This is a genomic window from Planktothrix mougeotii LEGE 06226 (assembly GCF_015207485.1).
In the GTDB taxonomy this organism is placed as follows: Bacteria; Cyanobacteriota; Cyanobacteriia; order Cyanobacteriales; family Microcoleaceae; genus Planktothrix.
In genome coordinates this window covers 12219-25018 of record NZ_JADEWU010000032.1, presented here as the reverse complement: position 1 = coordinate 25018, position 12800 = coordinate 12219, and the positions used below count along the sequence as shown (strand labels likewise).

The following is a 12800-nucleotide window of genomic DNA, read 5'->3' as shown; positions in this document are numbered from 1 at the left end:
AAACCGAGTTTCTACACTCAAAAAAATCATCAATATTAGATTAAATTAGGACAAACATCATGGGTAACATCGTTGGAATTGATCTCGGTACAACCAACTCAGTAGCAGCTTTTAAATTAGCCCATACTGATGTCGTAACGGCAGAGGATAACACCCCGCCAGATCGCAAATTAACCCGTTCAGTCGTCGCCTTAGATCAAGGTAAAATTAAAGTTGGAAATAGCGCCTATAATCAATTGCAAAACGATCCCGAAAACGTGATCATTTCGATTAAACGTCTCATCGGACGAGGGTTTAATGATCCCGTTATTCAAGAACAATTATCTCGCTTTGGTTATAAAATTACTAAATCCACTCAAGGAACAGATAATAGTCTTTCCGTGTGGTTAGGAGGAAAAGAATATCAACCCGAAGATATTTCGGCAGAAATCCTCAAAAAATTAGTTCAAAATGCTCAAACTCACCAAGCTAAAACCGGACAGAAAAGTATCATTAATCAAGCCGTTGTTACTATTCCTGCCTATTTTAATGACAAACAAAGATATGCTACTCAAATCGCCTCTCAAAAAGCTGGATTAAGTTTGCGAGAACTGCTTCCCGAACCGACGGCGGCTGCTATTTCCTATAGTTATAGTGCTAATTCTGATGACGTTAAAACCCTTTTAGTGTATGACTTTGGGGGTGGAACTTTAGATTGTTCAATTGTGACGGCGGTGGGAAATCAATTTATTGAATCCGCTAAAGCCGGGGATTTATGGTTAGGAGGGGATGATTTTGATCACTCGATTATTAAATTTGTTAAAGAAGAAGTCGCCCGTCAAGAAGGTTTAAATAATGTTGATCAATTAATTGCAAAAATGCCCCATTATCAACGGGTTCGTTTATTAGGAGAACTGAAAATTGAAGCAGAAAAAGCCAAAATTCAACTCAGTAGTCAGCCTTCAGCCGAGATTATTACTTCCACACCTCTATTAGATGAATTAGGAATGGCGGTTCCCATTCAAGTTACCATTACTCGTCAAAAATTTGAACAATTAATTACACCTTTAATTGAGCGTTCAGTTAAAATTTGCTATGATGTGATCAAATATTCTGATTATCCTTTAGATCAAATTGATGTAATTTTGTTAGTGGGAGGTTCCTCACAGGTTCCTATAGTCCAACAAAAAATCCGAGAAGCTTTCCCAATCAATCAAGTTTTAGTACATCCTAATCCCATGTATGCAGTCGCAGAAGGGGCGGCAATTGTAGCAGCCGGATTAACCGAAAAAGTCACAACCGTTTCCCGTGATTATTGTATTGAATTAGTCGATGATCCTCGATTTATAATTATTCCACAAGGTGAGATTCTTCCCGTTAAAAAATTCCATAATTTCAAAACAGAAGCTGACGGACAACGTTTAATTCATTTTAAATTTTTTAGTCCTGATCTGGTGAAAAAAGATTTAGATAATACTGACCGAGATGAACGCATTGGCGATATGTGGTTAGCCTTAGATCAACCCTATCCACGCGGAACAGAAGTGTTAGTCACGGTCGAATTAGATGAACAAAATAACTCCTTACAAATGATGGCTGCACTCAAAAATAAACCAGAGGTTAAAGTTAGTTGTTCTTTCTCACGGGGAGGGATCAATGAAGAAATCTCTCGACAGGTTGAACAACGAATTAAAGAACTAAATGCGGCTGCTAATTTAACAGAAACGGGTGTCCAAAATGCCAATGAAATTGCTGGAGAGGTAATCAAATCAGCGAATCAAATTTATCATAATGATAAGATTCAATCAGATCGCTTAGAAGCGGCTCAGAATAAACTCAAAGAATTAGAGAATTTTGCCTCTGAAGAACGAGATATTGCTCAATTCTATCAAACTATGTTTGAGTTTGTCCTAGAGGTTTGTGATTCCTTAATTCATCCCGCCCAAAAACAGCGATTACAGACCTTAGTGCGAGACTTAAATCAAGCCCTAGAGCGTAATGATAAATCAGCCCTGCAAAAACTAGCAGAAGATGCAAAACGGGAGTATGAAAACCTGCCAGATCCAGTTAAGTTAATCTGTCTAACTCGTGAAGGAATTGCACAAGCTTATCGGATTAATCCTAGTCATGCTAGGGTCATGGAAGGTAAGTTTTTGCAACTAATTAGTGCTTTAAAACAGGGGAATGAATATGAAATTAATCGTATTTTTGATGAACTTCGTCCTGATATTATGAAATATTTAGGTCAGGATTTACCCGCCGGAACTATTGCTACAGGATTAACACGCTAATGATTAAATTAACTTGTCCAGTTTGCGATCGCACCGAAATCGAAGACAATATTTGCCCGAATTGCGAAACCGATTTATCCCTAATTCGTCAACTACAAGAACTCCCTATAGTTGACGAAAAATCAATAGCAATTCCCGTAGAAAACTCGTTAAATACTCAACCTAATATTTCGGGAAAATTGGTGATTTTAGCCATTTTAATTCTGGTTTTAGGGTTCGGTTTAGGAGCAATGGGAACCTCCCTATTGTCTCAAAAACCTCCTTCAGTCTCAACGGCAACTACTATCACCGATTTACCCGAATTAAAGCCTGCTGCTATCAAATCAACTCCAAAATTCACTCGATCTCAATCATCCTGTGGGGGTTTTTATTACACCGTTAAACGAGGAGATTCTCTGAATAGAATTGCTGCTCAATTTTACGGTAACAGTCAGTTATTGTCAAAAATTGTTGCAGTTAACCCCACCCTGAAAGGCAGAGAAAGCTCAATTGAGATCGGAGAAGTCTTTTTTGTTCCTAATTTAGAGGAAAATTGTCCATGAAATCAATTTTGAACGGGATTAATTATTTAAGCCTAATCATTTTTGGAGTCGGTGTTGTTGATGTTTTTCTAAAAGCAGCCCAATCTAAAAAAGATATTCAACAAGCCCGAACATTAGCGCAACGGAAGCAACTCCTAAAAGCTGTTCAAATTGGTAAAAAAGTCATCGCTCAATGGCCATCATCGCCTACTTTTTTTGAACAAAGATTTAGATATATGGCGATGGGAGATTTACTAGAAAAATTTAAACCCCAGGTTAACACATGGCATAGTCAAGTTAAAATGGTTCAAAAAACCTTGGCTTCTGCGAGGAAACTTGAAGCCTCTGATCAAAAGAATCCAATGGATATTACCGTCTTATCACAGGTTGTACAACTGTATCAAAAATGTACAAATCTGATTGATGACCCGAAGTTAATTCAATCCATTAATAGTTGTCAAAAAGAAATTCAACGTCGCCATCAATTTCAAAGTTTTTTCGCCACAGGTCAAGAGCAAGCTAAACAAAAACAGTTTAAGCAAGCCTTAGCTTATTTTGCACAAGCCCAAGAATTATTTGTGACTCCTGAGTTACAAACAGCAATTCAAAATTGTTCTGTTCAAGTCAAGCAAGAAGAACAATATGAAGTAACCTTAAAAAAAGTTAGATTGATGGCAAAAGCAGGTCAATTTAAAGACGCTTTGGCTGTATTAAACCCGGCTCAAGCTCAATTTAATCGTTCAGATGGACAAGAGTTAGTCAAACAATTAAGTCGGGTTATTCGGGGTAAAAAATTATTTAATCAAGGACTATTAGCTGAGAAAGCGGGAGATTTTAAAAAAGCAGATACGCACTACCAAGAAGCTTTAATGTTATTACCAGAGTTAACAGAAACTCGGATGCGGTTAAGTCTTTTATCAGTCAAAACAGAAAACTGGAATCAGGTGATTCATTATTTAGAAAAAATGCCTGGACAACAGGCGAATTACTTGCGAGGTTTTGCCTATTTTAAGCAGAACAATTTGCAACAAGCGGATCGAGAATGGCAATCTTTGACTCATCCTAACATTAAAGAGCAACGTCTGATTCTCCAAAATATTACTCAACGTCAACGTTTGTTAGAAATCAGAGAAATTGAGGAATATGTTAATAATAATAAGCTGAAATTAGCTCTGTCTAGTAGCAGTAATTTTATCAAAAAACATGGTGTTGATCCTATAGTTAAATCTAACTTAGAAGACCACATTCAACCTCGTTTAGAGTCAGAAATTTGGCAACAAAAAGATTGGTTAAGAATTGTTGAAAATACAGAAAGTCAATGGATTCAAAATTGTGATATTAAATCCTTGCATAATTGGGTTGTTGCTTGTTACTATCAAGCTCAAATCTATCCTAATAAACGCGGAGATTGGTTAATAGCAGGTGCAACAGCTTTAGCAAATTTTAATCTTGACCCATCCCTAAACCTAAAAAATATCTCTTGGTTACAAGGCAAATCCATAAATTATTCAGAGGTTTCTACTCGTTTACAATCTTTGCTATCAACTTCTATTGATACCCTCAAAGATGATCATCCTCAAGAGTATTTACAGTTACGCGATCGCTTCCGCCGAGATACCCTGGCTTTACAATTAATTCAAAAGTTTCCTAACTTTAGTGCTAAAATTAATTATCTTTTGATCTTACCAGAATGTTATGAACGTCATCAACATTCTTTAAAAACATTACAACTTCCAAAAGTTACAAATTCATCAGTTTTAGAAGTTAAAACTCTGGTAGCTCTTTATAGTCCTTTTGGTATAGCGGTGGCGGCGGCTTTTGAAGGAGATTTAGAACGAGCTATCAAAATTAAACCCTCTGGGATATCTCCTAAAACAGAAGCTGAACGTTTTGCTCAGGGGTTTTTATCCTATTCAGAAGGCTATTATTATCTCCAACAAAACCGTTGGAAACAGGCTGTTTCTGTGTTGAAATTAGTTAAACATGAATTTCAAGCTAATTCTGAATGGTTTAATCAAATTGACAGATTATGTAAAAATCAAAGGAACATTATATCAAATATAGATGAACAGTTGAGTTTTGCTGAATTTTGGTATGAACTTTTAAACAGCCAAGAATCTCGGAGTTATTTGATTGAGCATAAAACGGAAAAAATTCGTCAAAATTTACTCAATAAAACCATTAATTCTACTCAAGCATTACAACAACTCAAAGATCTCCAAAAAATCGAAGCTCATCATCCAATTATTATTGATTTAATTAATAGAATAGAATATACAACAGTAGCAGAAGAAATTGATAAACTCTGGAAAAATGGTAAATTTGAACAGGCAGTTAGTCGGGCTAAAAACTCAAACAATAAGGATCTTAAATTCCAAATTGGTAAAATCTGCTTAGAAGTTTTTGCTGAGGGATTTAATCAACATAATTTAAGTTTTGAAGATTTATATAATTTTAGTCGATGGGCCTATGAACTACTCCCCCAAGAATCAGAGATTAAAGAAATCTATCAAATGGGTCAAGAATTAAATGAAATTCATAAATTGATGAAAAAAGATCGATATGAAGATGCTGTTAGACGAGCCAAATCTTGTCAATACGACCCAGTTCGTCGCTATCTGGCTGAACATTTCATTATCGTTTTAATCAAGGGTGCAGAAAGTCACCAATTACCTCACGAGCTAATTATGCAACTGGCACGGTTTGCTTATCAACTTTGTCCCCATGAACCTGCATTTAAGCCGATTTTCTCTCAGTTAGGAATTACTTATTATTAGGAAGATTTAATCATGGATCATCAATTATCTAATCCGAATCCTTATGATGTATTGGAAGTATCTCCGGGTGCTTCCAATGCTGAAATAACCAAAGCGTTTACTTTAGCAATGAAAAAACGCAGCTATTCTCCTGATATAATTGCTAAGGCTAGAAAAACCTTAATGAATCAGGAAGAACGAATTTTAGCCGATTATCTTCGCCCGATTTTACCGCCTATTCAACGATTTAAACGCACTGACTTTTCCGAGTTAGAAAATCCAGAACCTCAAGTTGAGTTTTTATCAGAATTTGATAATTTAGAAACAATGATTCAGCAAATTAATCAAATTTCCGAAGTCGATAAACATCTAGGAGCAACTTTATTTTAAAATAGAATAGAAACCCGGTTTCTTCGAGAAACCGGGTTTCTGGGGAACTAATTAGGATAGAATAACTATGAATCACCCAACCAGCAATCATCAAATGAGTCAAGTTAAATTAGGTAGTGAAATCCGCGATCGCATCGTTAATGAAATCGGGACTCTCCTCAAACAACAAGTTTCACTAAAACAAACTTTACGCGAACAAGACTCTCAAAATCAATCTGCTAATGAAGAATTATTTTTAGAATTATTAGAAGTAGTCGATGCTTTAGACTTTTTAATGGAATATATGGTTAATAATCCCGATCTTAGTCCCCAGTTTATTCAACGTTTACCGAAATCAGTCGGAAGTATTCAGAAAAAACTATTAAATATTCTCGGAAAACGAGAAGTAAAATCCATTGAATTAGAAGGAAATCAGCTTGATTTTGAAGTGTGTAAAGTTGTTGATCGAGAAGTTAGACCGGATCAGTCGCCTCAAACCATTACAAAAGTTGTTCGTCAAGGATTTCGAGTTAATAACAAGCTATTGCGTCCGATTGAGGTGATTACCTCTAAATTAGAATGAATAAAAAATTTTTTTAGAATTTGCGTAATTTTGTTCGCAGGTTGCAATAGGTCAGTAGAACTGATCAAGAGGAATTCTGACCATGGGTTACGATAATTTTGGCCCCGGTGAAGACGGTTACGATAACGACGACCACGACTATGATTACGACCGCGACGTTCAGGATAGTTACGATGATTACCGAGAACAAAATGCCTTAGATCGGAAATTAGAACGAGATTCAGAACGGTATTTATGGGAGAGAAACGAATCAGATTCGGACTGATAGCAGCATCACCCCTCGGTTTTAGAGAGCAGATTTCAATGACATAGCTCGACTAACGAGGGGGTAGATTGAACCGGAACATTAAAAAATTAAAGTTCCGTAATTTCACTGATTTACAAAACATTATGTGAGGTATAAACTTCTATTATATCGATCAAAAAATGGTGGATGCGATCAGATAGCGACGGCATAAGCAGATATCCTAAGTTGACAATCTGTTTTCGTTGGCTATTTGTCAGCTACCCCCTAATTTAATTGCAACATGGCTCACAGTCCCATGATTTATAGCATGACTAAGACAGATGTTTGCTGTTGAATGTTTTATAAAGTCATTAAAAGCTGTAAAAAAGTTCCTATTTTATTTTAACTCGGTAAAAGGAAAACAAAATAATGTCGATTTGTCTTAAAGATGAAATTATTGGTGGCAAATATCATATCCAAGCGAAAATCGGAGAAGGTGGCAGTGGTATTGTCTATTTAGCTAAAAAGTTAAATTCTACAGAACGCTATGCCATTAAAACCCTTTCCACAGAAGAAGAAAATGCCATTAAACTTTTAGAGAGAGAAACTCAGACTTTAAAGCGTTTAAATCATCAAAATATTGTAAGGTTTATAGAAGAAGGTTATGAAGAACGCCATAAACTCGTTTATTTAGTATTGGAATATTTGGATGGTCTAAATATAAAAGACTATTTTGATAATGGCATTGACTTAAAAACTCAACTAGATATATTTTTGCAAATTATTGATGGCATAAGCCACGCTCATTCAAAGAATATTATACATAGGGATATTAAACCTGACAATATTAAAATTGTTGATACAGGTGAGAAACCAGTAGCAAAAGTTCTCGATTTTGGTATAGCAATTATCACTACCACTATTCTGACCAATACAATCAGAAGCTATCATACTCGTCTATTTTCTCCTCCCGAACAAATTAATAGTGAAGGAGTATCCAGAGATTCTGATGTTTACTCTTTGGGAATGACATTTCTGTATTTGTTATCCTCTCAACAAAGTAGAATTGATTCTCAAGAAGAACGAGATAAAACTGTTCTTTATAAGTCTGCTGAGGAGACATTAGCTGGTTCTAATGCTTCATGTATAATAGACATTTTCAAAAAAGCTACAGATAAAGATAGAGAAAAACGACCTAAGATTGATGAAATCAGAAAAGCAATTGCTAACCTGAAAGAAGATTTATCTGAAAGAATAAGAGTAACATTTAGCATAACAGACTCATTTCAAAAGCAAATTTCAAACAAATGTAACTTTCAACAACAACTCGTAAAAATCAAAAGATATATTGAATTTGAATTAAAAGCGGATTCAGGAGTTTTATATATAAACAAGAGTCCCAAACAAACCAGAGAAGATAGATTAACTGTCGAAATCTTCATAGAAAGTTTATCTCAAGTTTATTATGGTTTTATTGACCATAATGATCCTAGCGCAATAGTTTTATATAATGCACCTGATTTTACTAATCCTAAAACACAGGAAATCATTATAGAAAAGGGAGTTGCTGTTAAAGTAGATCCAATAGTTAATGTTGGTGATAGTCCCAAAAGAAAAACTGATCTGAGTGAGTTAGTTAATCTAATTTTAGAGAAAGAGCAAGAAGTACAAAATGAAAAGTCAAATAGTGAAGCTCTCAAATTAACTTTTGAGCAATGGCAAGATGTTATTGAACTTGAAAAGAAAATTATTAGCGATAAAAAACAAATTTTTCAATATCAACAAAAATATTATGATAGCGAAAGGCAAATTCTTATTCTAACCTTAAAAGAACTAATATCTCTTGAACAATTTGATCGAGTAACATCCCCGGCATTGGATGTTACAATTTCAATAAATAGATTATCGCGTTCTAATCAACAAAGAACCGTGCAATGGGCAATCGGTAAAATTGTTGAGGGTGAAAGGTCAAGCAATGGAGAATTAATTGAAAAACTATATATCAGTATTGGGGACTTTTGCGCTCCTGAAGTTTTAGCATCTATACTAGATAAGGGAACAATAGAAACCAATTTCAAAGCTCAAGAGTCTGAGGTAGAGCGCAGACGTAAAGCTTTGAGAGAAATTCGACATGGTGATTCTGAAAATGCTGAATTATCTAAAGTCATAGTTGATCCAACAAATGTTAAACAAATTGAACCTTTATTGATTCATCGATTTTTCAATGAAAAACTTGATGAATCACAACAACTTGCCGTATGTAAAGCACTTGCAACTGAAGATATTTTTCTCATTCAAGGGCCACCAGGTACAGGAAAAACTTCTGTGATTACTGAAATTATTTTGCAAATTCTTGATAAATACCCCAAGGATAAAATTTTAATTTCATCTCAATCTAATGTAGCTGTAGATAATGTATTAACCAGATTGTCCCGCGTTGCTAGTAAGGAAATTAAATGCGTAAGAATTGGGCGGGAAGAAAGAATTCAAGAAGATGCTAGACAATTTGAAATAGAAAAAGCTATTTTGAATTGGCAAAAGTTAATTCAGTCTAAATCATTAGCGTATTGGAAAAGTTATCAGCAACAAAATGAGCAACTGTTATCAGGTGTGAAAAAGATTGCTAATATAGAAGAAATTAAAGAACAAAATAAAGAATTACAAAGTTTGACCAAGAAACTAACACAATTAATTGAAAGATTAAATTCTGAATTAGTCATTTCCAAAGATAATTTGGCTTCTCAAGAATTTTCTGATATTTCATTAGAAATGATCTATGAAAAACTATTGTTAGAGCAGAAAATTTTAGAATCAATTGAAAAATATGTGGCTAAATTTGGGATCGAATATCCTGAGCAAAAACAGCTTAACGATTGGATTAATGAGGAATACAAAGGATTACAAGATATTCTTGGCGAGAACCGAGAATATCATGAAAGATATATCAAGTTGAAAAAATTAAATGAAGATTGGAATGAAAGGCTTAAAAGGAAGCAACAGGATCTAATTTCCTTTTTTATAGAGGGTGTAAATGTAGTTGGGGCAACTTGTTTAGGTGTCGCTAATTTCAAAGATCGTAACTTTGATTGGGTAATTGTCGATGAAGCTGGACGTTCAACTGCTCCTGAAACTTTCGTTCCCATTTCAAAAGGGAAGAAAATTATACTGGTAGGGGATCATAAACAACTTCCACCAATTATCGATCAGGAATTACAAGAAAAAGCCTTGAATGAAAAAGAAATTCAAAAAAAATCTCTAGAAATTAGCTTGTTTGAATATCTTTATGAAAATCTCCCAAAGACTAATAAAATTACTCTTAATCATCAATATAGAATGCACCCTGATATCGGAAATTTAGTCAGTCATTTATTTTATGAAGATCAAGTTTCTAGTCAACGAGTAAATCAAGACGAGAAACAACATCAATTGAAGCAATTCGATAAAAATGTTTATTGGATTTCAACTAGCGATGTTCCAATAAAAGAGTCTCAAGAGAGGGAAAATGGCAAAAGTCGTAGTAATCCCTATGAAGCAAAAGTGATTAAAGCCGTTCTTTTAAAAATTCAACAGGATTGTGAAGATCATGATTTGTCTAAAGAAGTGGGTGTTATTGCTGCTTATCGTTCGCAAATTGGCATTTTAGAATCGTCTATTGCTCCTAATGATCAACAACTATGGAAAAATCTTCATATCTCCATCCACACAGTTGATGCTTTTCAAGGGGGTGAATGTGATATTATTATCTATGATTTAGTTAGAAATAACCCTCTGAGGAAACTGGGTTTTACTGCCGATGATAGACGGCTTAATGTCGCTTTATCTCGTACTAGACAGTTACTTATTATCGTTGGTAATGATAACATGGCTTATGAGGGACGAACTCCGAATGGAATCCCTAATCCTTTTAAGCCATTAATAGAATATATCGATGAAAAAAGTGATTTCTGTTCTCGAATCACTTCTGGAAACTTTCTGTAGATTTTAGGAGATTTAATTATGAACACTCAAGTTAAAGATGAAGATTTTGAAAATAAGATTCGTAAATATCATTCACTGCCAGAAGCCCTAGTTATTGACTGTCAACCAATTGGATATCCTTTTCATGTGTTAAATGTTGATTTAACTTACTTGGCCGATAGACAGCTACAACTCGCTGAAGAATTTGTTATGAAGTGTATTAGCCAGGAATTAAATAACCAAAGAGAAATAGCTTTTTTCTTAGGAATGGATGAAAATTTGATAGAGAAAGTTTTATCAGAATTACTATCTAAAAATTTAATCAAAAGAGAAGATTTTTTCAAGCTAACAGAGTTAGGTTTAGATGGTTTAGAAAAGCAAACGATATTAGCTCCCATATCAGAAACAAAAACTTTTTATATCGATGCTTTAAATGGTAAATTGAGAGAGATGAGAGAGAAATCACTCTTAAAATCCTTTGATTCAAAAAATAATAATTTTGGCTTAAACAAGATTATAAAAAAGCCAAGAAAAGGTCATATCGAAGATATAGTTGACTATTATGAACAGATTGAAAAATTATTGCAAAATTTTAATAGCTCTAATCGTATTGAGTTGATTCAGGTGAACAATATAGAAAAAGTCTATACTCAATGGCATGAACTTTTCTTGGTTTTGTATCAAAGAAATCCTGATGATAAAGAAATTGAATATGAAATTTTTTCGAGAGGCAATATTCAAGTTGAATATAGAACAACTATAGAACAACTATATGCAGGGGGTAACAAGATACTCGATCCAATTTTTAAAGAAATTGAACAAGATAAATTGAGCCATGATAACTTAGCAGAAGGAAAATTTTTGAGTCCTATTAATGATGAACATATAAAAGCTGTAGAAAAGCTCAGTGTGAAACTTCATTCTCTTGATGATGATGCTGACTCTTTTACTGACTCAAAAAATCCATCAATTAAAAAAGAAGAACGTAGAAAGCTAAAACAACAACTTGACCAACTTAAAACACAAAGCAAAATCTCAGAAATTATTCATACCTATGAACATCGCAACTATTTATTTAAGGCTTTAAAAGAAGCCAAACAAAGACTAATGATTGTTTCGCCTTGGATTACAGGATATGTTGTAGATCAAAACTTTCTTGAGATGTTGGAAGAAACTTTAAAGAAAAAAATACAGGTTTATATTTTTTATGGAATCAAAAGCTCAAGCCAACAAAATAATCCCATATCAATTCAAAAATTAGAAGAATTATCTACTCAGTACAAGAATTTGAGATTTGAAAAAGTTAAAAATACTCATCGTAAAATTTTAGTTTGTGATGCTGAGTTTGGGATAGTTACCAGCTTTAATTTTTTGTCATTTAGAGCAGATCCTAATTTAACATATAGAGATGAGTTGGGCGTTATTATTAGAGACTCAGCAACTCTTGAGGATTTGTTTAATAGTGGGATGAATCTGGCTGAAAATTGAATTATTAAAAATTACATTTTACTGTGTTTAACCCCTATTACAAATTTCAGGTTGGTATTTTCTGCTCTCTCTCTAACAACACAACCTCCAATTTCAAAAGAAAGTAGGAATATTAGGAGTTAAGGATTCTAATTTAATATTGTAACGTTTGCCATATTCTGATCGCAGTTCATCTCTATACCAATCGTCTAAACTCTGGAATTGATCAATTTCTTGATAACTCTCATCAAGTTTAACATAATACCCATCAGTTAAACGAACAGCACTCAATCCTGTTCCCAGATGAAACAGTAAATATTTTTTTGACATTCCTTGAGAGTAGTGAAACTCATTCACACCCTCAATATCATCTCCCAAACTATCATCCCCAAATGGACTAAGAATGGTTTCACTCTCGAACAAGTCACCCCCATTCGTCTGTTTCCAAAGTTCAATTAAATCCTGGGGTAAATTCAATTGATGCTCTTGTAACCAAGCTTCTAATTGACTAGATTCAATTGTACCATTCCACACAAATAGTTGGGGATGACGTGCAGCATCTTGCATTAGTATATTATTCATTGTCTTGCTAGGGACTCCTCTAAAAAAGTAATAAATGCGTAAGTATTTTTATCAAAGCGGACACCTTGT

Annotated in this window: 9 protein-coding genes; 8 read left to right on the top strand and 1 reads right to left on the bottom strand. The window is 34.2% G+C overall.

Annotated elements, in window-relative coordinates; all coding sequences use genetic code 11:
- The first annotated feature begins 59 nt into the window (after positions 1 to 59).
- From IQ236_RS14655 to IQ236_RS14620, 8 genes are all read left to right on the top strand, one after another.
- Positions 60 to 2270 (top strand): Hsp70 family protein, encoded by a 2211-nt coding sequence (locus IQ236_RS14655; RefSeq protein WP_193869924.1) that lies wholly within the window; start codon positions 60 to 62, stop codon positions 2268 to 2270.
- Positions 2270 to 2812 (top strand): LysM peptidoglycan-binding domain-containing protein, encoded by a 543-nt coding sequence (locus tag IQ236_RS14650; RefSeq protein ID WP_193869923.1) that lies wholly within the window; start codon positions 2270 to 2272, stop codon positions 2810 to 2812. Before IQ236_RS14655 ends, IQ236_RS14650 begins: the two co-directional genes overlap by 1 nt.
- Positions 2809 to 5568 (top strand): tetratricopeptide repeat protein, encoded by a 2760-nt coding sequence (locus IQ236_RS14645; RefSeq protein ID WP_193869922.1) that lies wholly within the window; start codon positions 2809 to 2811, stop codon positions 5566 to 5568. The genes IQ236_RS14650 and IQ236_RS14645 overlap by 4 nt, the downstream gene beginning before the upstream one ends.
- 12 nt (positions 5569 to 5580) lie before the next feature.
- The gene (locus tag IQ236_RS14640) at positions 5581 to 5937 is read left to right on the top strand and encodes a J domain-containing protein (RefSeq protein ID WP_193869921.1); all 357 of its coding nucleotides are present in this window, start codon (positions 5581 to 5583) and stop codon (positions 5935 to 5937) included.
- A gap of 67 nt (positions 5938 to 6004) precedes the next feature.
- Entirely contained in the window at positions 6005 to 6499 is a 495-nt protein-coding gene (locus IQ236_RS14635; protein ID WP_228041649.1) for a nucleotide exchange factor GrpE, read from the top strand.
- An 82-nt stretch (positions 6500 to 6581) separates the two neighbouring features.
- Entirely contained in the window at positions 6582 to 6764 is a 183-nt protein-coding gene (locus IQ236_RS14630; protein WP_193869920.1) for a hypothetical protein, read from the top strand.
- A 390-nt stretch (positions 6765 to 7154) separates the two neighbouring features.
- The gene (locus IQ236_RS14625; protein WP_193869919.1) at positions 7155 to 10703 is read left to right on the top strand and encodes a serine/threonine-protein kinase; all 3549 of its coding nucleotides are present in this window, start codon (positions 7155 to 7157) and stop codon (positions 10701 to 10703) included.
- An 18-nt stretch (positions 10704 to 10721) separates the two neighbouring features.
- Entirely contained in the window at positions 10722 to 12170 is a 1449-nt protein-coding gene (locus IQ236_RS14620) for a phospholipase D-like domain-containing protein (RefSeq protein ID WP_193869918.1), read from the top strand.
- Positions 12171 to 12263: 93 nt separating this feature from the next.
- On the opposite strand, the gene IQ236_RS14615 is transcribed toward IQ236_RS14620, so the two are convergent.
- A complete protein-coding gene (locus IQ236_RS14615) occupies positions 12264 to 12731 on the bottom strand; it encodes an SMI1/KNR4 family protein (RefSeq protein ID WP_193869917.1) in 468 nt (155 codons plus the stop codon).
- Between the last annotated feature and the right edge of the window lie 69 nt (positions 12732 to 12800).

What these genes read in the sequence shown, in the direction of transcription:
- IQ236_RS14655 (WP_193869924.1), top strand. Translation starts at nt 60, where the DNA reads ATGGGTAACATCGTTGGAATTGATCTCGGTACAACCAACTCAGTAGCA.
- IQ236_RS14650 (WP_193869923.1), top strand. Translation starts at nt 2,270, where the DNA reads ATGATTAAATTAACTTGTCCAGTTTGCGATCGCACCGAAATCGAAGAC.
- IQ236_RS14645 (WP_193869922.1), top strand. Translation starts at nt 2,809, where the DNA reads ATGAAATCAATTTTGAACGGGATTAATTATTTAAGCCTAATCATTTTT.
- IQ236_RS14640 (WP_193869921.1), top strand. Translation starts at nt 5,581, where the DNA reads ATGGATCATCAATTATCTAATCCGAATCCTTATGATGTATTGGAAGTA.
- IQ236_RS14635 (WP_228041649.1), top strand. Translation starts at nt 6,005, where the DNA reads ATGAATCACCCAACCAGCAATCATCAAATGAGTCAAGTTAAATTAGGT.
- IQ236_RS14630 (WP_193869920.1), top strand. Translation starts at nt 6,582, where the DNA reads ATGGGTTACGATAATTTTGGCCCCGGTGAAGACGGTTACGATAACGAC.
- IQ236_RS14625 (WP_193869919.1), top strand. Translation starts at nt 7,155, where the DNA reads ATGTCGATTTGTCTTAAAGATGAAATTATTGGTGGCAAATATCATATC.
- IQ236_RS14620 (WP_193869918.1), top strand. Translation starts at nt 10,722, where the DNA reads ATGAACACTCAAGTTAAAGATGAAGATTTTGAAAATAAGATTCGTAAA.
- IQ236_RS14615 (WP_193869917.1), bottom strand. Translation starts at nt 12,731, where the DNA reads ATGAATAATATACTAATGCAAGATGCTGCACGTCATCCCCAACTATTT.